Source organism: Pseudomonadales bacterium (assembly GCA_024234165.1).
In the GTDB taxonomy this organism is placed as follows: domain Bacteria; phylum Pseudomonadota; class Gammaproteobacteria; order Pseudomonadales; family UBA5518; genus UBA5518.
Window position 1 is genome coordinate 51,303 of sequence record JACKOP010000001.1, and the last position, 20,651, is coordinate 71,953.

At 58.0% G+C, this 20,651-nt stretch carries 17 protein-coding genes and 1 CRISPR repeat array (1 of these 18 only partly in view); of the genes, 13 read left to right on the forward strand and 4 right to left on the reverse strand.

What is annotated here, in order from left to right; genetic code table 11:
• Positions 1-219: 219 nt before the first annotated feature.
• From H7A12_00235 to H7A12_00250, 4 genes are all read right to left on the reverse strand, one after another.
• Positions 220-2,091: an ankyrin repeat domain-containing protein gene (locus H7A12_00235; protein MCP5319256.1), complete on the reverse strand. Its 1,872-nt coding sequence runs from the start codon at positions 2,089-2,091 to the stop codon at positions 220-222.
• A gap of 82 nt (positions 2,092-2,173) precedes the next feature.
• A complete protein-coding gene (locus H7A12_00240; protein ID MCP5319257.1) occupies positions 2,174-3,343 on the reverse strand; it encodes a TIGR02221 family CRISPR-associated protein in 1,170 nt (389 codons plus the stop codon).
• 15 nt (positions 3,344-3,358) lie between these two features.
• A complete protein-coding gene (locus H7A12_00245) occupies positions 3,359-4,930 on the reverse strand; it encodes a CRISPR-associated DxTHG motif protein (protein MCP5319258.1) in 1,572 nt (523 codons plus the stop codon).
• Complete coding sequence (locus tag H7A12_00250) at positions 4,915-5,088, reverse strand: hypothetical protein (protein MCP5319259.1); 174 nt, start codon at positions 5,086-5,088, stop codon at positions 4,915-4,917. Before H7A12_00250 ends, H7A12_00245 begins: the two co-directional genes overlap by 16 nt.
• Positions 5,089-5,307: 219 nt before the next feature.
• Here H7A12_00250 and H7A12_00255 point away from each other — a divergent pair, with 219 nt between their 5' ends.
• The 13 genes from H7A12_00255 to cas2 all read left to right on the forward strand — a co-directional run bounded on the left by H7A12_00255 (position 5,308) and on the right by cas2 (position 19,919).
• Complete coding sequence (locus H7A12_00255) at positions 5,308-6,948, forward strand: IS1634 family transposase (GenBank protein MCP5319260.1); 1,641 nt, start codon at positions 5,308-5,310, stop codon at positions 6,946-6,948.
• Positions 6,949-7,218: 270 nt separating this feature from the next.
• A complete protein-coding gene (gene cas10, locus H7A12_00260; protein ID MCP5319261.1) occupies positions 7,219-9,921 on the forward strand; it encodes a type III-A CRISPR-associated protein Cas10/Csm1 in 2,703 nt (900 codons plus the stop codon).
• 15 nt (positions 9,922-9,936) lie between these two features.
• Complete coding sequence (csm2, locus tag H7A12_00265) at positions 9,937-10,389, forward strand: type III-A CRISPR-associated protein Csm2 (GenBank protein MCP5319262.1); 453 nt, start codon at positions 9,937-9,939, stop codon at positions 10,387-10,389.
• Positions 10,390-10,416: 27 nt separating this feature from the next.
• Positions 10,417-11,136, forward strand: coding sequence for a type III-A CRISPR-associated RAMP protein Csm3 (gene csm3, locus H7A12_00270; GenBank protein ID MCP5319263.1), 720 nt, complete (start codon positions 10,417-10,419; stop codon positions 11,134-11,136).
• A gap of 278 nt (positions 11,137-11,414) precedes the next feature.
• A complete protein-coding gene (locus H7A12_00275) occupies positions 11,415-12,539 on the forward strand; it encodes a transposase (GenBank protein ID MCP5319264.1) in 1,125 nt (374 codons plus the stop codon).
• A 184-nt stretch (positions 12,540-12,723) separates the two neighbouring features.
• Positions 12,724-13,578, forward strand: coding sequence for a CRISPR-associated protein Csm4 (locus H7A12_00280; GenBank protein ID MCP5319265.1), 855 nt, complete (start codon positions 12,724-12,726; stop codon positions 13,576-13,578).
• Positions 13,575-15,227 (forward strand): hypothetical protein, encoded by a 1,653-nt coding sequence (locus H7A12_00285; protein MCP5319266.1) that lies wholly within the window; start codon positions 13,575-13,577, stop codon positions 15,225-15,227. Before H7A12_00280 ends, H7A12_00285 begins: the two co-directional genes overlap by 4 nt.
• Positions 15,224-16,228: a CRISPR system precrRNA processing endoribonuclease RAMP protein Cas6 gene (gene cas6, locus H7A12_00290; GenBank protein ID MCP5319267.1), complete on the forward strand. Its 1,005-nt coding sequence runs from the start codon at positions 15,224-15,226 to the stop codon at positions 16,226-16,228. Before H7A12_00285 ends, cas6 begins: the two co-directional genes overlap by 4 nt.
• A 30-nt stretch (positions 16,229-16,258) precedes the next feature.
• Positions 16,259-17,431 (forward strand): TIGR02584 family CRISPR-associated protein, encoded by a 1,173-nt coding sequence (locus H7A12_00295; protein ID MCP5319268.1) that lies wholly within the window; start codon positions 16,259-16,261, stop codon positions 17,429-17,431.
• Between the two features lie 113 nt (positions 17,432-17,544).
• Positions 17,545-17,829, forward strand: a complete 285-nt coding sequence (locus tag H7A12_00300) for a CRISPR-associated endonuclease Cas2 (GenBank protein MCP5319269.1) — start codon at positions 17,545-17,547, stop codon at positions 17,827-17,829.
• An 11-nt stretch (positions 17,830-17,840) separates the two neighbouring features.
• A complete protein-coding gene (cas1, locus tag H7A12_00305; GenBank protein ID MCP5319270.1) occupies positions 17,841-18,812 on the forward strand; it encodes a CRISPR-associated endonuclease Cas1 in 972 nt (323 codons plus the stop codon).
• A gap of 4 nt (positions 18,813-18,816) precedes the next feature.
• A complete protein-coding gene (locus H7A12_00310; protein ID MCP5319271.1) occupies positions 18,817-19,587 on the forward strand; it encodes a CRISPR-associated endonuclease Cas1 in 771 nt (256 codons plus the stop codon).
• A gap of 20 nt (positions 19,588-19,607) precedes the next feature.
• On the forward strand, positions 19,608-19,919 hold the full coding sequence (cas2, locus tag H7A12_00315; GenBank protein ID MCP5319272.1) for a CRISPR-associated endonuclease Cas2: 312 nt from the start codon (positions 19,608-19,610) through the stop codon (positions 19,917-19,919).
• 190 nt (positions 19,920-20,109) lie between these two features.
• A CRISPR array of direct repeats spans positions 20,110-20,651; the repeat unit is 36 nt; unit sequence GATTGAATCCTTCCCTGATTCCGAAGGGATTAAGAC (it continues 1,309 nt past the right edge of the window).

Here is a 20,651-nt window from a genome sequence, read left to right on the forward strand (position 1 = left end):
TTGCCAAGTAACCCGCTTGCCAAGGCGATCCAGTACGCGAAGGCGCGGGTGGCGAGTCTGCGGGTGTTCTTGTCGGATCCGGATGTGCCGATCGACACCAACCACCTGGAGCGCAGCCTGCGGGCGGTTCCAATGGGACGGCGCAATTGGCTCTTCTGTTGGACCGAGGTCGGTGCCGAGCGGGTGGCGGTTATCCAGAGTCTGCTGGTGAGCTGCCGCCTACAGGGCGTGGACCCTTACACCTACCTGGTCGATGTGCTGCAGCGCATCAGCGTGCATCCAGCGAGTCGGGCGGTCGAGCTCACGCCACGCGAGTGGAAGGCACGCTTCGCCCACGATCCCATGAAATCCATACTCGCCTACGGAAAGATATAACGGCGTCGTTTGACCGCTTACGCCATGCCTGACGAGCAGTTTCGCGAGCTCTTCGCTTTGTGCATCAATAGCTGCAAGCAAGGCTGTTTCACCTTGTTCGTCCATCAGGTTTGGATCGGCTTTTTGAGTCAGCAAAAGGCGTGCAATGTCGATGTTCTGGTGAGCTACAGCGATCATCAGCGCCGTTCTTCCCCCTCCAGACTGGAAGTTGGGGTCAGCGCCGGCTTTGAGCAGAATTTTCACAACGTCAAGATATTCGTTGTCCACGGCATACTGAAGTGGTGAGAAACATTTTCGTCCACCCCTGTTGACGTCGGCACCACGCTTCAACAATTTTTTTATTGTGCTGATATCTTGATTAGCAACCGCAAAGAATAGGGGAGTTACTCCCCCCAATTCGGTTGATTCGCTCGACAAGGCAGGTTCGGCGGGCGGTATATCAAAATCCACCTTGGCCCCTTGTTTCAAAAGAAAATCGATCATTTCATCATCGCGGTTATTAATGGCAACGCTCAACGGGGTCATGCAAATATTATTCATGACATCCAGATCTGCTCCATGTTTCAGAAGGAAGCGGCACATCTGGATATCCCCGGTAACAGCAGCGCTCCAGAGTGGAGTACAATCCTCAAGCGTATACTCCTCATCATGGGGAAAGTTAGATCTGCCGTTCACATCCGCTCCGGCATTTACCAGGCTCTTGACGATATGTTCATTTCGGAAACGGACGGCAACGTGTAAAGGCAGTATGCCATCGTTGCTCGGTTGCCCTGGGTCCGCACCGAAATTCAGGAGTAAATCTACGAGTTCCTCGTTTCGATCCTTTACTGCCACAAGCAGTGCCGTGATACCGCTCGATTCAGCTTCATTGATATCGGCACCAGAACGGAGCAATGCGCGTACTGCCTCTGGGTCATTGTCAGTAACGGCCGCAGTCAGGGAATGCTCCCGAGGATGCAACGATTTGCCAGATTCGTGATCGACATCATCGCTTTCATCGTCATCGTCATCGTCATCGTCATCGTCATCGTCGTCCTCGACTTGATCTTCTTCCAGTACGGACCACGTCTCGAGGCTTTCATATGCTTTCCGCAACACTGCTTCCATGAAATCGATATCGAAAATGGTATCGGATTGTGTGAAAAGCGCCTCGACGACCTTCAGATCTTGAAATAGCCTGTGCGAATCTATTTTTCCGAATTTCTTCAGATCCGCTGACAATACATCTGCCGAGCCGCCAAGCTGTTCATTGAGACGTAAAAATGCCTCTGCAGCAACTTTAAGACGTTTTTCTTCAGGCGTATCTGGCCAGCCATGATCGCCTATGGCCTCACGCCACTGAGCCTGCGATGAATCACGAACTGGAAAATAGCGAACAAACAGGAGCTCGATGTCAAGTTCATCGGAAATCTCGCATTTTGTAACCATATTTGGTTCGAATACAAACTCGTCCTGACTGAAATTCCAGAAGGGCGGGATGTTATATAGTTCGCCATCCGTATCTACTGCTCCGCAGAGGTAACAATCCACCTCGATCAGGAATGCTGCCTTCGCCAAACCTTCCTTATCGGTCTTCCAGGCCGGGTGTTTTTTGCGTGCTTCTTTAAGTATTTCGTCACCGTCCTGCCTTGCGCAATATGACTGTTTTTCATAGAACTCATTGAGATAGTGTTGGATTCCAGAGAGTATCCCATTAAATATTTCTTGCTGATTCATCTTCGTCCTTCCTTGAATGCTCAGGCTGATGTGACAGAGGCGGATTTATTGTTGTCCATTTCAAATCCTCGTGAGAAAAATGTTACGAAAGCAGTGATCGGATCAAATCGTGCAGGCCCTTGTCCAGTGATTCCGCGCTTTGCAGCATCTTCTTGACGGGGCCCTTGTGGGATTTGATTCCGTGGACCAGTTCATTGCGCAGTGCAAACAGTAGTCGTGCAGAACTGTTTTCATCGAGGAGGCGCTTGCGTGCATCCTCACGGTTGTCGTACTGGTCGGCGTCGCGTTCCGGCAAGGCACGTGTGATGACCGCTTCCTGGGCGAACAGGGCGGCGCGCAGGTAGTCGCCACGCTGCAAATTTTCTCGCGCCAGGGTTGCTTCGCGTTGCCATCGTTCGGATTTTTTCCACCAGATGAGACGGCGCTCCAGCTCCGGCAGGAAAAGTGCGGCCAAAGGATCATTTTCGGCAGTGGAAAGATCGAGGCCGTTGAGCTTCTGGCGAGCTACCACGTGGTTTGTGATCCGTTCAAGACGACTGGCCTCGCCGAGCCTGGTGGTTTCTTCCTTGCTTGTCCCCGCTTTTGCGAGCAACGACCCGAAGACGGCGTAATCACCACTGGCGTCGTAGGCGGCAAGCGCCTGCACCCAGTCGAGCACTCGCAGCAGGCCGTTCAGGCGCAATACCGGAACTGCCCCGTCGGCATTACGCATGTCGAGCGCGCCGTAGACGATATCGGTTACCCGCACCTGTCTGACGCGTTCCAGATAGTGCGCAGCAGCCAAAGCGAGCATCGGCAGATGTCGGAAGCCGTGCGTGACGTCGATGATGATCTCGTCACCGGGTTGCAATGGCGCCGCAAGCGTGCGGAGCAAACCCGCTTGCTCGACATCAGTGCGCGCATAGTCGATCACGCGCAGACGACATGACAGGCCCAGATGATCCGACAGGACTTTCTCGAAAGGTTCGAGCACTTCGTTGCTTACTTGTTGCGACTCGGCGCTTTCCAAGAGGGCGTATTGCTGTTCCCCGCTGACTGCCTGCGATGACACGGGGTCATCGAGCAAGAGATCCCACATGCTGCCCGATGTCCCCAGAATCCAGAGTTCCTCTGGGCGTTCTTGTGCGGCCAGCGCCAGTCCGAGAAAGGCACTCTCGATGATGTGTCCATCGGAGATGGCGTAGCGCACCTTCTGATAACCCGTGCGCGGATCCTGTCGGGCACGTCCCAGGAAGCTGAATTGCCGTCTCATCCCATTCTCCAGAATTCATGCATCTACGGATTCACTCTCGGCATCGCAGTCATCATCGGGCCAATGCAGCTCCGACTCGACCCAGGGGGCATTGCGTTGTTCTTCGGCCTGGCGCTTGTCGATCAGGACGAAACGTCGGCAAGGCCGCTGGTCGTTTCTGGCCTGTTCTGCGAGGGCTTGCACCACCACGCCCATGATTGTGGTTCCTCCCGTCAGGTTGACGAATACCTCGTCCGCATCGATCAGCAGCTTGCGCACGCTCCCTCTGATGCGCGAGGTTTCCTTGATACCGTTGAAAGGGTCTTCCATGATGGCGTATTCGAGTTTCCCCATGAAACCCGCTTGACGTATTGCTTCTTCAACGCCTGGTTTTGCTTCGCCTGAGCATAGCGCAACGACCGTACGGGGAGTGACCTTGCGTATCGCAGAGTACAGAACGCCTGGACTCATGCCCACTGGCGAGACCAGGACGCGACCGCCTCCGCCCCCAAGTGGTTGCCAGCAATGGTCTGCGTTGCTGATTTTTTTCCAGTGGTTTCGAATCTTTGCCGAGTCTGGTTTGACCTCATCTTCTTTCATGCCGCAGTGGGCAATCTGGTTACGTTGCTCCCCGAGTTGGTTCCAGAACTCTGACCACTCTTTCTGCGCGTCGTCGAGGTAATCCTTTAACTCCCGCAAGGCCAGTGCACCGATGTTTCGTTCGATGCGCAAGCGTTCGTTACGCTCGAGCCACTGGTCTCGATTTCCGTTGTGGTAGATGCCCAGAGACACTACCCATTCCCGCATCAGGCTCAGCCCCAGCGCGCTCTGCTCGCGCTCCAGGTACTGATCGATGATCCTGGCCTGTCGCTGCAGTTCGTCCTGCGTTAGCGTGACACTACATTTCCACTTCTTGGATTTTTGGCCGCCTGACAACGCTTCGTTACCGGAAAATCGCAGTGGTATCGCGCCCTCTCGTACCAACTGACCAAGTTCGGATGCCAGCGGCAGCTCGAGTCCGACCATTTCGTGCAGGGGATATTTGTCGAATCTGGTCGCAATGGCGCCCGCGGCAATACCCAGTTCAAGGGGTAGTCCGATCTCGTATGGCACGGCAAACTGCCGCAGTATCTTGGCGGTTTCCTTCGGTGCACCTCGAGCGGGTCCTTGCAGCTTGCTGACATCGACGCCGTCGAATCGGCTTGCCAGCGCGGTTGTGGACCCCGTTTCCCGAAAGATCTCGACGGCATGGAACCATCGCGGCAGCTCCAGCAGTGGCTTGAGGTTGATCAGTGGCTTTGTCGGCAAGCTGGTTTCCAGCTTGCCGTACCAGGCGCCAGCGATGGCGACCTCCCTCAGGCTGGACAGGTACAGGGCCAGCGCGTACATCACGATCGGCACGTGCCGCAGTCCGTGCGTGATGTCGATGGTGAGCCGTGCCCCTGGCTCGATGAGAACCGCGACCTGGTCGATGATGTTCGCAATCTCTTCGGTGCTGTCGCCGTTGGGGATATCGATGGCCTGTGCCTTGGCCCCATCGGTTTCGATCTCGCGCTTGAAGTCCTCCCAGCATGCCTTGCGCGCTCCATCTGTCAGCAGGCACAGCACGACGTCGGGCGTTGGTCTTTCTCGGTGAGTTGCATCAGGGCTACTGGCGCGAACTCGGCAGACTGCTGTTGGGTGCCTATGCTGTAGGTGGTCTTGCGCGCCTGTGTTCCCAGTGATGTGAGCAGGTAGTGCTTGCGTTCGTTCTTGCTGTCTGGCACGCGGTGTCTCCGTGGACGATGAAGTTCTTGCAAGGATGCTAATCGCTGCTCCCAAGTTCCGCACTTCGTGCCCGGTTTTGGCGGGGTCGCCGCTAGCCACACTCCATGATTTCAACGACTTGGGCGTGCCGCAAGCCCGATTTCCAGACAATCGTGTTGTGTCACGCCTTAACGTTTTGATGGCTTTAATGGCGGGTTGGCATGTGATAGCGTTGACACATGTACACGCGCATCACCCGCTCCGGCGGCCGGAGCTACCTGCAACTCGTCGAAGGCTTCCGCACCCAGGCCGGGGTGCGCCAGCGCGTGGTCGCCAACCTCGGTCGCCTGGATGAGCTGGACGGCAAGAAACTCGATCCACTCATCCACGGCTTGCAGCGTGCGCTCGGTCGCGTGCCGATCTCGGCACCCGTGCCGGAGTACGACTCGGCACGGGCGCTGGGCGATGTGCATGCCCTGAATGAACTGTGGTCGAGTCTGGGTTTGGGCGATGCCGTACGTCAGGCCCTGCGCTCCTCGCGCCGCGCATTCGATGCCGAGGCGATGGTGCGGGCGATGGTGTTCAACCGCCTGTGTGCACCCGATTCCAAGCTCGGCTGTCTGGAATGGCTGGAGACGGTGGCGATCCCGGGCATGCCCGAGGCGGTCTCGCACGATCACCTGCTGCGCACGCTGGATGCGCTGATGGATCGCGCCGGGAAGGTCGAGGCGAAGGTGGCCCAGCTGTTGCGGCCGATGCTCGATCAGCAATTGTCGGTGGTGTTCTACGATCTGACCACGGTGCGCATCCACGGCGAGGGCCATGTTCCCGAGGATGTACGTGCCTATGGCATGAACAAGGAAACTGGCGGCATCGCCCGGCAGTTCGTGCTGGGCGTGGTGCAGTCGGCCGAGGGTTTGCCGCTGATGCACACCGTGCATGCCGGCAACGTTGCCGAGACCGCCACCCTCAAGGCCATGCTCGAACAGGTGCTGGCGCGCTTCCCGGTCGAGCGGGTGATCCTGGTCGCCGACCGCGGTCTGCTCAGTCTGGACAACATCGCCCAGATCGGCGAGCTGGCCCGGCAGACCGAGCGCAAGTTGCAGTTCATCCTGGCGGTGCCGGCACGGCGCTACGCAGAGCTGGGCGGCACGCTCGATGCGATGAGCTTCGGCGAGGGTCTGGCCGAAGGCCGCTTCGCCGAGCACCGGCTGGTGGTCGCGCACGATCCGACCCGAGCGGCCGAGCAGACGGCCAGCCGCCACCAACGCATCGCCGAACTGGAAGCCTTCGCCGACCAGCTTGTCGCCAAGCTCGACGCGCAGGACAAAGGCCTCACCGAACGCGGCCGCAAGGCCAGCGACCGCGGTGCCTACAGCCGCTTCCAGCAAGCCGTTGCCGAGGCCGAGTTGACTCGCTTCGTGAAGCCGCAATACCACGCCGAGCGCTTCAGCTATACCCTCGACGAGGCGGCCATCGCACGCGCGGAGACCTTCGACGGCAAGCTGGTACTGCTGACCAATGTCGAGGACTTTACAGCCGCGCAGATCGTCGAGCGCTACAAGAGCCTGGCCGACATCGAGCGCGGCTTCCGGGTGCTCAAGAGCGACCTTGCGATTGCACCGGTGTACCACCGCCTCCCGGATCGCATCCGCGCGCACGCGCTGATCTGCTTCCTGGCGCTGCTGCTGTATCGGGTGATGCGCATGCGCTTGAAGCAGCACGGCAGCGTCCACAGCCCGAAGACCGCGCTGGAGCTGCTGCGGCGAATCCAGCAGCACCGCGTCACTATCGGCACGCAACACCTGACCGGTATTGGCAAGATCACACCCCAGCAACTCCAACTCTTCGAGGCCTTGACCGTCAAAGCACCCGCCTGAAGCGCTTGTTGTGGCATTTTTGACTTACGTCACCAAGTCAAATCAAACACTTGCGTGATTAGCTGCGGAACTTGGGGCTGCTAGATTCAGTGAGTGCTTTTCGCAAGATTGCGAATTGGTTGCGTTGAATGCACAAGGATAGTCTGAAACAGCAGAAATTCAGCCTCGGCGTGCTCATCGACTCTGCTGGTGTGCAGGCTGATTCAAAGCACCTAGAACATGCCGCATATGAACTCTTCTATCAACCGCCAGGGACAGGAGCGGGGCAGGATGACCGAACGACTTGATGCAGCCAGTCGCATTGCCTTGGCGGCGATGCTTCACGATCTGGGGAAGTTCGCCGAACGAGCGAGGCCCGAAGACATCTCCGGTAGCGAAGCACGGCTGGCAGACCACGAGCAGATGTATTGTCCGCGCAAGATGGCCGGCAGCAAGTTCTGGTACACGCATAAACATGCGGCGTGGACTGCGCTTGCGCTCGATGCGATCGAGCCGTTACTGCCACCACTGAAGGGTGTTGCCGTACCACCCTTCGCCTCATGGGGTGAGCCCGGCGTAGAGGACTCGCTGATCAACGCGGCTGCCATGCACCACAAGCCCGGAACCATGCTGCAGTGGATCATCGCCACGGGTGATCGCGTGGCATCCGGTTTCGAACGTAGCGAGTGGGAAAAATACAACACCGCCGAAGATCAGCCGGAAACGGGGCGCAACCATTACCAGGCACGAATGCTGTCCTTGTTCGAGCAGATCGAGGCACCAAAGCTGGATGCGACAAGCCTGCGTTATCGCTATCCGCTGGTGCCACTGTCGCCGGAGGGGATCATTCCTCGCCTGCGCGAGGAAGTGGAGCCGGCTGATAACGCACGCGCACAACGCGAGTATCGTGTGTTGTGGGATGCATTTCTCGACGGACTGCAACGGATTCCGTCCTCGCATCGCGCCAGCCTACCGTTATGGCTGGATCATTTCGACAGTCTGTGGGCGACTTTCACACAGGCCATACCGGCTGCAACCGCGTTCGGCACCAGGCCGGATGTCTCTCTGTACGACCACTCGCGAACCGCTGCCTCCGTGGCAACCGCATTGTGGCGTTATCACCACGACTGCGGTCATGACCCAGAGCACATTGTTGCGGGCCTGCGTTCGCGTGAAGGTGTTCATGGCTGGGGCGAAGGAACGCTGTTGCTGGTTCAGGGTGACTTCTTCGGCATCCAGGATTTCATCTTCGCTCACGGTTCCGAAACGAACCGACGCGCCGCGAAGCTGCTGCGTGGACGATCTTTCTATGTGTCACTGATTACTGAATGCGCTGCTGTGCGTGTGCTCGAAGCACTCGAGTTGCCACCAACATCTCAGGTAATCAACGCGGCGGGGCGTTTTCTGATCGTTGCCCCGAACACCGAGGAGGTGCGTTCGCGTCTTGAGTCACTACGCGCGGAATTCTCGCAATGGTTCATCGAGCACACTTTCGGGCAGGCCGGCCTCGGGTTGGTCTGGCAGTCAGCTTGCTGTAACGACTTCTGTTCGCGTAACAGCAACGAGTCGTCCTCTTTCATGAGGCTCATGGGCAAGCTCGGTGCCCAGCTTGAAGACGCCAAGATGCGTCGCTTCGATCTGTGCGGCGCGGGCGCACCACCGCCAGTATTTTCCGATTACCTCGAACGTGTCGGTACTGGCGGTGGTGTCTGTGCCATCGATGGTCGTTCGCCGGCAAACTCTTTCGAAGGTGGGTTGTACCTGTCGGCATTGGCGCGTGACCAGATCCGTATTGGTAGTTATCTGGTCAGCAGCAATCGTGAGCGGGTGCTGGTTTGCAAGGAACGGCTGGACGGAGATGGATCTCTCGATGTGGCGCTGTTTGGCCTGCATGTGCATTTCAAGGCGGGTGAAGAAGCGAGTGGCCGATTCGGGGAGGCAGTTCGTAGCCGAAGCCTGCTGCGCTGCTGGGACTATTCGCTGCCGGCGGATGCAAAGGCAGCACTGTGGAACGGGTATGCGCGCAGGAACATCAGTGCCTACGTACCGTTGTTCGATCCCGCACATACGGTGGATGATGAACGTTATGACCGGCTGCGCGAAGATCATCGGGTCGACGCGCGACCCGGTATGGTCAGAACTTTTCATCATCTTGCCTGTGAAGATCGCTGGATGGATGTGAATGCACGCGGAGGCAAAGGTGCATGGCGTGGAGTACCTGCAATTGCTGCGCTGAAGGGTGATATCGACAACCTGGGTTGGTTGTTTTCGAAGGGGGTTGAAGGGTGCAGCAACGGTGGATCGACACGTGCAAGTTTTGCCCGCTGGGCATCGCTTTCCCGCCAGATCAACAACTACTTCGCGGTTTATCTTCCATGGCTCTGCCGCAGCGAATTTTCCGATACCTACACCGTATTTGCCGGTGGTGACGATTTTTTTCTTGTCGGACCGTGGCGATCGCAACTGCGACTCGCGCAACGCATGCATGATTCCTTCGCAGCGTACGTGGCACACAATCCGAAGATTCATTTTTCTGCGGGTTGTGTGGTGGTGAAGCCTTCGTTGCCTGTTCGCTACCTGGCCGATTCTGCGGAAGAGGCCCTTCACGCTGCGAAAACAGCGGGAAAAAATCGGATTACCGTATTTGGCCAAACGGTAACGTGGGATGACTACGCAGCCTTGCTCCAGGCCCAGCAGAGATTGGAAGAACTGGCGCTGGAACACGGTTTGTCGACTGCGTACGTGTATTCACTGCTCGGGCTGACAAACAAGGCGGCGGATACCTCGTTGCCGGAAAACAGTCTGTGGCGCGCGCACCTGAACTACCGGACGTGGCGGCATCTGGTGTCACGGTATCGCGGCAAGGACAACGAGGGGCGGCGCAGGCAGATCCATGAAGTGCTGATCGGCGATATCGGTGAACGCGGCATCGGACGATTCAGGGCGGATTATCGGATTGCCTTGCAGGCGCATCTTTATTCGTGGCGGGATTGAGAGGGAGAAAGTGTGATGAAACAAACTAACGGAAGTCCGAACAGGGGCGGTGCGAACCAGCCGTCAGCCGTCGAGCTTGATACCAGCCGGATACAGCTCGGCGGTGAAAAATTGCCACCAAACCTGCTCGATGAAGTGGCCGAGTCCTGCGCAAAGGCGATTGGCGTCGATATGCGCAGTGGTAACAAGGCGTCGCAACTGCGTGGTTTCTACGATGAGGTGGTGCTGTGGGAAGAGCGGGTGCGACGCGAGCCGGGTCGCTACGACGAGTACCTGCCTCTGATCCGCATGCTGGTTGCCAAGGTCACGTATGCGCGTGGTCGCGGTCACGTCACTCCAGACTTCGAAAACATGATCCGTGCTTGTGTGAAACAGTTGAAGGAGGGCAATCCGCGGTCTCTTCGGCATTTCAAGTTGTTCTTCGAGGCATTCATGGGTTTCTACAAAGTACATGGGCCACGCGGCTGATTTTGGGCAAGGAACAAGAGGCAAATCATGAAACTGAATGCGATTCATACCCTAAGGGGTGCCCTGGAACTGGTTACCGGACTGCATATTGGCGGCGGCAGTGACGAGATGCATATCGGTGGCACCGACAATCCGGTGGTGAAACACCCGTATACGCAGGAGCCCTTCATCCCGGGCTCCAGCCTCAAGGGCCGCATGCGCAGTCTGCTCGAGTGGCGTGCCGGTATTGTCGGTCCGTGCGAGGGGCAGCCACTGAGTGTCAAGGCATTGTCGAAGTTGAGCGGCGAGCAGGAGCGGCTGGCACGGCGTATCGCGCAACTGTTTGGTGTAGCCGGGCAGGCTGATGATGCACTGGCCATAGAGCTTGGGCCAACACGGCTGTCGTTCTGGGATTGCTCGTTGCAGCGTTCATGGGTGAAGGATCGCAACGAAGCAAACCAGCTCTACACCGAAAGCAAAAGCGAAAACATGATCGACCGCATTCGTGGGGGCGCCGAGCATCCACGGCAAACGGAACGCGTACCAGCGGGCGCCGTGTTTGAATTCCGGCTCAGTGTGCGTGAACTGGAAGGTGATCAGGATCTGCTGGACGATGTGCTTGCCGGGATGAAACTGATGGAGCTCGACGGCATTGGCGGATCGGGTTCGCGCGGCTACGGCAAGATTCGTTTCAGCAGCCTCGAGCTGAATGGGGACAGCGTGCAGACACGCTACGACGCCTTGCAGCCATTCGGCCAGGTTGCCTGAGTGTACGGTGACACCATGAAAATGCTGCGATGCCGACTCAGGCCGACTTCTGCGTTCGCGACACCACTGCGTGGCGACACGTTGTTCGGCCAGATGTGCTGGGCCTTGCGTCACCGCCATGGAGGGGCAGGGCTTTCCGATTGGTTGGAAGGCGAGCCTCTTGCAAAACGCATGAGGTAGCGTGGATTTTTTGCGATGGTGCGCGGAAAGGAAGGGAGAGTGGGCGGCCATTTCTGGCATGATGCAGTTGTCAAATCCAACACCATATCGCCCACGCCATGAATGCTACCCGTCGAGACCTGATCCTGCAACGCTGGCATGTCATCCAGCACGAGGTGCTTCCCGAATTGAAGCAAGACCTCGGCCAGACGACGCCGAAGCTCGAGCGATTGATCCACCTGCTGGAGTGGGTGCGGATCGAGGAATTCGTTGCCTCGTCCTGGTGCGGCGTCGGACGCCGTCCACACGATCGGGCGTGGCTCGCGAATGCCTTCGTGGCCAAGGCGGCGCTGGGGTTGACCACGACTGCGGCGCTGATCGAGCGATTGATGATCGATCGGGCTCTGCGGCGGATTTGCGGATTCCCGCTGTACCGCAAGTTGCCATCGGAAGCCACGTTTTCGCGGGCCTTCGAGGAGTTTGCGACCACGAAGTTGGCCGAGCGTGTGCATGAGACGTTGATCAAGACGCATCTCGGTGATCAGCTGATCGGTCACATCAGCCGCGACGGCACGGCGATCAAGGCGCGCGAGCGACCGGTGCGCGGTACGACGGCAACGGCGACCAATTCGATGTCGGGGCATACACCGTGCACGAAACGGGGTGGGCCACGGCGTGATGAAAAGTGCACGGTGGTCACGCGCTCGCCGATCGAGCGCCAACGCGGACAGTGCCTGGCTGAGATGCTGGCGGAGATTCCGACCGCCTGTGATCGCGGCACGAAGTCCAATGCGCAGGGCTACAAGGTCAGCTGGAACGGCTACAAGCTGCATCTCGACACCGCCGACTGTGGGGTGCCGATATCGGCGCTGCTGTCCGCGGCCTCGATGCACGACAGCCGCGCCGCGATCCCGTTGTCGCTGATCAGCGCCGAGCGCGTGACCAATCTCTACGATGTGATGGACGCCGCCTACTGCAGCCTCGATCTGCACGAGCACTGTCGTAGCCTGAACCACGTACCGCTGATCGATCACAATCCACGTGGCGGACTCAAGGAGTCGTTCGATCCGGCGGACGCCGTGCGCTACAACGAGCGCACCGTCGCCGAGCGCAGCAACGCGCGGCTCAAGGACGAGTTCGGCGGCAATCAGGTGCGCGTGCAGGGCGCCGCCAAGGTGATGAGCCATTTGATGTTCGGTGTGCTGGTGCTCAGTGCCGATCAGTTGATGCGGCTGCTCTTGTAGGTACGCTTCACCCGATCCCATCAAAGTCCTCCTCCCCACCCACGCGGGAACGGGCAGCTATCGACTGCGCCCGACAAAACGGCTCGAATGCGTCGAAATCGATCGCTGCGATCACATTCATGGGTTCGAAAATCCCGACAAAATGCTGCTACGCATGTGGTGGGACACATCAGGCGGTTGCGCAATGAAAAACGCAAAGAGTTTTGCAAGAAACTCAGGCTATACCAGCGGCGTGCCTTTCCTGGTGGTTTCTGACGCGTTTCCTGCTGGGTTCCTGCCACGTCCTTGTGTGCCGCTGGCGCAGCTGGGACTGGACCTTGAAAAACTCGAAAAACGCAAACAGATCAAGGCGCGGGTCTGGGTTCCTCTGGAATCGTTGGTCAATTCCTTGCCCGAATGGGGCAGTGCTGCTCGCACCGATAAGGAGCTCTGCGAGATCAACGGATTTGAGCGAAAGGGCGTATTGCATCAGCACAACAGCCTGAACCGGCTCACCATGACCACCGGTAAGGGAGCGGGTTTTGCGCCTTTTTCTATGCAGATGCACTGGTATGGCGAAACGACTTCGCTCGATGTGTACCTGTTGCTCGATGAAACGCGTATTGGCATGGAAGAGATACGGATCGCTCTGGTGGATGTGGGCACGATCGGTTACGGAAAGGAAGCCAGTACCGGCGCTGGGCGCTTCGACGTTCTCGAGTGTACGAAATGGCAACCACCAACGAGTGCCAACGCTTCCAACGCCTTGCTGACATTGGGTCCATGTGCACCACAGGGCGGTAACTGGAACACCGAGCGTTGCTGGTATCGGACGTTTGTTCGCTTCGGCAGGCACGGTGATGTGGGTGTGCATGGCAATGCGTTCAAGAACCCGGTGCTGCTCGCAGATACGGCAGCAATCATGACTCCCGCTGACGGTTCGCTGCCGTTGTGGATCGGGCGTGGCCTGGGCGGGGTTTCGCATAATCTGCCGGCTACGGTGCAGCAGGGTTATGCCCCGGTGTTTCCGGTTCAGCTCGGGGAGCAGGAGGCGGCATGACAACTTCCTGGATGACAAATGAAACTTTGAATGTTTCGACCCTGGGGCCATTGCACCTCGGTTGTGGAGAGGACTATCTGCCAACGGCGTATGTGATGGATGAGAATTATCTGTACGCAATTCCCGAGCTACGTTTACCGGCTGTGCTTGGAAAGCAGGCGATGGCCGAACTCGCCAAGGCCGCAATGGACGGTGGTGATGACGGTCTTCGCCGGATACAGGCTCGAATCGAGCGGGAAAAGGCGCGTCTGATTCCCTACGCAACGCATCGTGTTGTGGTACCGCAGGCGATCTTTCAACACTACAACACTCGCGTGGGGCAGGTGGCGCAGCGCGAACAGGACGGCAAGTCGGTGATAAACCGCCTGGCAATACAGCGTACCGCCCGCAATCCCATCGACCAGCGCGTGTTGCTTGCTGGCTGCGCCGTCAAAGGTGCCATTCGTACCGCCGTGCTCGACGCGCTCAATGCTGGGCACAAGGCGCCGCCCCCATCACGCGAGCTTCGTCCAGTTGAGCGTTTCGACAAGTTACAGAAGAAATTACTCGATTTCCGGGAGGTCAACGAAGATCCCTTTCGTTTGCTGAAACTCTCTGATGCTTACTATGCACACGCTGATGACCTGTTATCGGCAGAAATTCGGGTGGCGGTCAGCGTGAAACGCAAGCCGGTCGCAGGCCGCAGCGCTGCGACGATCAACACCTTCCTCGAATGTGTTGCACCGTGGCGCAGCCGATGTTTCGAATTGACGGTGAGTCTGCACGACCGCGAGCTTGCAGAGAACGATTCACGCCGCAAGGAAAGGACCGGAAAGCCGTTCAACTTGCCTAAAGATCTCGATGGCTTTTTCGATCGCTGCAACGCCTATTACCTGCCGAAGCTGCGCCAGGAACTCATCGAGCTGGGAGAGCACGGATATTTCGAACCCGAGAGCGGTGGAATACATTGGGTGAAGGAGCTTCAGAACCTTCTTGCGGGTGAACTTGGCGGTGCTCTCAAGAGCGGACAGGCTTTTCTGCTGCGTCTTGGAAAACACAGCGGCGCCGAAGACAAGACCCTGAATGGTGCCCGAGAAATTACCATTCGCGGCAAGAAGGGCGCAACGGATCAGATACGGGAGCGCACGAACGAAGTCAGGCTGGCGGCATTGCGCCAGAATGCCAACAGTGGGGTGTTGCCATTCGGCTGGGTTGTCGTCGAACGCCCCGGAACGCGGTTGCTACAGACGCATGCATTCCTGCGCCGCATGGCAGATCCGGCATATCAGCAGCTCGACCGGCTGCGTGAGTTGGACACAAAAGCCGTGGCTGCCCGCGAACAAGCTGAAATCAAGGAACGAGAGCGAATTGAGAGAGAAGAACAGGTCAGACTTGAGGCAAAAGCGAAAGAAGAGCGGCTGAAATCTCTTAGCGACAATGGGCGCGCGGTCGAAACACTGCGTCAGCGCATGGAGGCGGGCGAAGGCAAGGGGCTGGGTGCGGGCTGCACGCTTGCGTCCGACCTGAACAGGACGATCGAAAATGCCAGTGCATGGGATGCACAGGATCGCTCTGCACTACGCGAGCTGGCAGTTACCCTCTACACGCACCTTGGGATCGATCCGAAGCGCAATGACAAGGCACGCAAACGCCTGAGAACCCTTGAATGAACCTCACCGAATTCCCCGTCGCACGTTATCGCCTGGAGTGTGTGGCCGAAACGCAACACCGGTTGCCGTTCTACAGCGGTTCGATGCTGCGTGGCGTCTTCGGCCACGCGCTGCGCCGTACCGTCTGCATGACAGGGCAGCGTGAGTGCACCGGTTGTCCACTGGTGGCCACTTGCCCCTACACGCAGGTATTCGAGCCGACCGCGGCGCCTGACGTGCCACGTCATGCGACGCTGGTGCCTTATGTCGTCGAGCCGCCACCACTGGGTCGTGCAGTGGTCGAAGCGGGTGAGCATTTTCAATTTCACATGGTGCTCTTTGGCGCAGCACTCGGACAGTTGCCGTTGGTGATCTTTGCCTGGCAGCGTGCGCTCTCACGTGGCGTGAGCCGCCAGCGCAGCCAGTCGCAGCTGCTGCGTGTCGTACTCGAGGATCCGGTTGACGGAGATCTGACCGTGTATGGAGATGGGCTGGCGCGCGTGCTCGATCATTCACAGTGCGTGCAGATACCGTCTGTGTTGCCAGCGAGCAGCGAACTGAGCCTGGTGTTCAGCACCCCGACGCGACTGCAGCATCGGGGTGAACCGGTTCGTCCGTCGGGTTTTCGTGCGCGCGACCTTCTGGAAACACTGGCAAGACGGATTCAAAGGGCAGGACAGTTCGCCGGGTTGAGTGATGGCTTGCCAGATCCGCACCAGATTGGCAGAGCCGCTGATGAAGTGACGGTCGAGCACACGCTGCACTGGACCGACTGGCAGCGCTGGTCTTCGCGCCAACGTCAGGAAATGCACCTTGGTGGACTGACCGGCGAGTGCGTGTTGCGCGGCGACCTCGCACCGTTTGCCAAACTGCTCTACCTCGGGCAGTGGCTGCACCTGGGCAAGAACACGACGTTCGGCATGGGGCGGTACGAATGGATGGCCGAAGGCGTCGAAAGCCGGTATGAACCACCGAATGCAGAACCTGCAGGCTCGCACATCCGTGCGTTGCAGCACTTGTAACCCATCGTGTCGGATTCAACGGGAATCCACATGATGCGCATTGAGGGTGAATTTCCACGCCGAATACTCCTGTGCGCCTGCGGCATAACCCCGCAGGTGGTAACGGAAAGCCTGTACTGCCTGCGTGTCGCTGCCGAAGAGCGTTTTGCAGTCAACGAAGTGCATATCGTCACCACGGCCAGGGGGCGCGAGGTGGCAGAGGCGTCGCTATTGGTGGCGGGGCATTTCGCACAGCTTTGCAGGGATTACGACTTTGAAGATATCCGTTTCGATGCGTCACACATCGAAGTGATTCGTGATCCACTGGGTGGCGAACTCGATGATATTCGTAGCCCCGAAGAAAATGCGGCAGCGGCAGATTGCATCACGGAACTGATACGCCGCCTGAGCGGTGACGAAAGTGCCGCCTTGCACGTTTCCCTGGCCGGTGGGCGCAAGACGATGAGCTATTACGCTGGCTACGCTCTATCGCTTTTTGGTCGTCCTCAGGATCGACTCTCGCATGTACTGGTGAAGGAAGAATACGAAGCAGAGCCGGAGTTTTTCTATCCGACGCCGGATTCGCGTGCGATACGCTCCAGGAGCGGTAGGCACCTCGATGCTTCGCGTGCCACGCTCACCCTGGCGAACATACCGTTCGTGCGTCTGCGTGATACGCTGCCTGCGCATATCCTGTCGCAACAAACCAGTTTCAATGAGGCAGTGCGCCGTTCCAACCTGGATCAGGCCCCCGAATCCGTGGTGCTGAATTTGCACCAGCGCACTCTGCATGTGGCGGGAGAACTCGTGCCGCTGTCGGTGAAGGAACTTGCCTTCTACAGCGCTTTTGCGCGGGAATGCCAGGAAGATGATGCCGACTTCGAGGGCGGTGAGTGCAATATGCAGCTCACGCGAGCAATCGTTGAGGAACTGGTCAAAATCCTGTGCGGTTGCGAACCGGATGACAGTCTGGATGCGCTGTTCGATATGCTCGAAGATACGGAACTGGACCCACGCACCTTGCAGGCGTTGCGAGCAGGTATTGGCGTTCTTTACCTGCGGCCGATCCTGGCCGTCATTCGCGGCAAACTGGTAGAGGCGATTGGCGAACGTCTTGCGACGCGCTATGAAGTGGCTCTGCGCGCTCGTGTGGGAACAGGTTCACAAAAAATCCCGCTGTACGGTTTGCGTTTGCCTGCAGGTGCCATTCGTTTTATTTCGTGATTGTGCACACTGGTACGACACCAGTCCTTGCGTTGAAAACTTCCCAATATTGAGAAACGTGTACGCTTCATGTTTGCGGGTACGGTCTTTCCCGAGGACGTGAGGGCAAGAACATGACCCACCGCAGATTGTTTCTGGTTGCCTACGACGTGCGCCATCCCGGAAGGTTGCAGCGGACTTTGCGTGTCGTGAAGGACTACGCCTGTGGCGGCCAGAAGTCTGCGTATGAATGCTATCTCACGGATGCCGAGCGCAGCCGTATGTTGCTGCGCGTTGAATTCGAACTCGATCTGAACGAAGACCGCTTCATGGTAGTGCCCCTGCGCGCAGGTGGAGCCGTTCATTGTCTGGGAACGGCGGTTCCCGCGCGTGATGCCGGTTTTGTCTATATCGGGTGAGGGAAGTGACCATGGAAAGCCTGTTCATCGATCGGCGTGGCGTAAGTCTGGATGTGGAGGGCCAGGTGCTGCTGGTTCGACATCCGGACGAACGGAAACCGGCGAGTTTTCCGCTGCAGAATGTCGAGCGCGTGGTGATCGCGAGCAAGGCGCAACTGTCCAGCTCGGTAATCCAGGCCTGTACCCGTGCGGGTGTTTCCCTGCTTTTGCTGAATCCGCGTGCAATAGACCTTTGTGCAGTCACCATGCCCTGGCGTCACGGCAACGCAGCGCGCCGGGTTGCCCAGTATCGTTTGAACGGGACTGCCGAGTTCTGTCTCGATGCCAGCCGCGCTCTGGTTCGTTCGAAATTGTTGTCCCAGATCCGTACCCTGCGGCGCATGTTGCGTCATTACCCGGGGCAGCGTTTCGTCATTACGCGTGCGCAGGAACGCATTGGCGACTCGATACCTCGTGCGCTTCAAGCAACAGACATCTCAACGCTGCGTGGTATCGAAGGTGCTGCCGCACGCAGCTATTTTCTGGCTTTGTCCAGTTGTACGCCTACAGGGCTGAATTTCAGCGGACGCAATCGACGCCCACCCCGCGACCCCGTCAACGCGACCCTGTCATTGAGTTACGTGATTCTGCACGCTGATGCGGTAAGGGCCTTGTGTGCTGCGGGTCTCGATCCGATGCTCGGCTTCTTTCACGAACTGAGCTACAACCGCGAGTCGCTTGCCTGCGATCTGGTCGAACTGTTCCGCACTCACGTGGATTACTGGGCACTTGGCCTTTTTCGTCGACAAGTGCTGCGGGTCGAACATTTTTCACACCCGAATGATGGCACACGGGATGTTGCCTGCCTGATGGGCAAGGCAGGCCGAGCCAATTACTACCCCGAGTGGGACCGAATGGCGCGTGGTTGGCGGCTGTCGATGAGAAAGATCGCAACTCGCTGGGCTCGCACCGTGCTTCCTGCCAACGAACAGCGGGAGGAATAGCAGGATGGACCCGGTCACCGTCGTCATTGATGCTGCCGCGCTCGAGAGCATGCGGATCGACGGGCGTTCGTTGGTCGTGAAGGGACGGGGGCGTAGTGCGCAGCGCATTCCATTGCACAAAGTGCTGCGGATCGATATCACGGGATGCCCGACACATGCCTTTGATTGTCTGGTCGAACTGGCCAGCAAATCCATTCCGATTACGGTGTTTGCCACCAACGGCAGGCTTCGTGCCCAGATGTTCAATCCGCTGCCAAGTCCAAAGCCACTGGCGCACTGGATTGGCGATATGGTTGGCAACGGGCAGGAAGCCCGGTCGTATCGTGCCTGGCGGGAACATCATTTGCGCCGCCTGTTGCGCGCCTCGGGGTTACATGGGGGCAGACTGAGTACACAGTGCCATGAACACGACCGACTGCTGGACATCATGGTAGAGAAGAGTGGTCTGCGTTCCGCCTATGTGGCTTATGTTCAGGATCAGGAACCGATGTTACTCGCCCGCATTGGTGAACACCTGTTGCGTTGCGGGCTTACCCCAGGCGGGCCTGCGTACCAGCAGCTTGCCACTGACCTGGAGCTTCTTTCGCAACGCTGGTTGTGCACCAAAGCCATCGACTGGCTGGGGCGCTTGGGGAATGCGAAGCAGGTGCAACTTTTCGAGCGATTCCTGCGGGCAATAGGTTCCAATGGGCTCGATGACTGGTTGGGTCTGATGCTCGAACGGCTGAACGAGGCAGCCGTTGCCTGTGCGTTGCACCGTGACGGGGTGGATTGAAGGAAGGATGAGGCAACAGGATGAGCGAGTCACCGATGCTGCTTTGTTACGACATCCGGAATCCTCGTCGCCTGGTTCGCGTTTATCGCCGTGCCCGACGGTTTGGGCTCGCGCTTCAGTATTCGGTGTTCTATCTTGAGTTGAGCGAATCACGGCTGAATGACTTGCTGGATCAGATACATTCGGTGATCGATGAGACCGAAGATGATGTGCGTGTCTACCGGATCAGCGGGCTCCAGGCTGTTCAACAGATCGGGCGCAGCATCTTCCCGGATGGTGTGCTCGTCACGGGTTCGCGTGGCGGCGCGATGGGCATGGGGCAGGGCAAATGAATTCCCTGTCTGCGGATACTATGATCGAAATGGGTTGCCATAGACATGGCTTCACCTGTAAGGTGTCCGCCGTTGTAAAGAAATCGCGCTTCGTCAAGCTGTTTAAAAAATGAGCAACTTTCCACGAGATCGACTTTTCGTTATGGGGCTCTGTAACGCATTGATCTCGAAGGAGGAGTTTTATAGAGCGGATTGAATCCTTCCCTGATTCCGAAGGGATTAAGACGGCACGTCTGTCGCAAACTGCTTCAAAAAAAACCTGGATTGAATCCTTCCCTGATTCCGAAGGGATTAAGACCGCGCCGCAGGGTGACCTCCGCGAACGCGGAATCGATTGAATCCTTCCCTGATTCCGAAGGGATTAAGACCCCGCATACGGCGAATTATACCACGCGGCAGCAAGATTGAATCCTTCCCTGATTCCGAAGGGATTAAGACTTTCATTTCTCCTGGCCCGAAGACGGCGCCATCGCGATTGAATCCTTCCCTGATTCCGAAGGGATTAAGACGGTTTATTTCTGCCTGGGCTTGCGCCATGGACATGGATTGAATCCTTCCCTGATTCCGAAGGGATTAAGACGTCGAGTGGGTCGAGTTCCGGTACTAGCTTGACCGATTGAATCCTTCCCTGATTCCGAAGGGATTAAGACGGCAGGCAGCGCCTTGATCATCCAGTTGCTCAGGATTGAATCCTTCCCTGATTCCGAAGGGATTAAGACGAGAGCGTCGCCT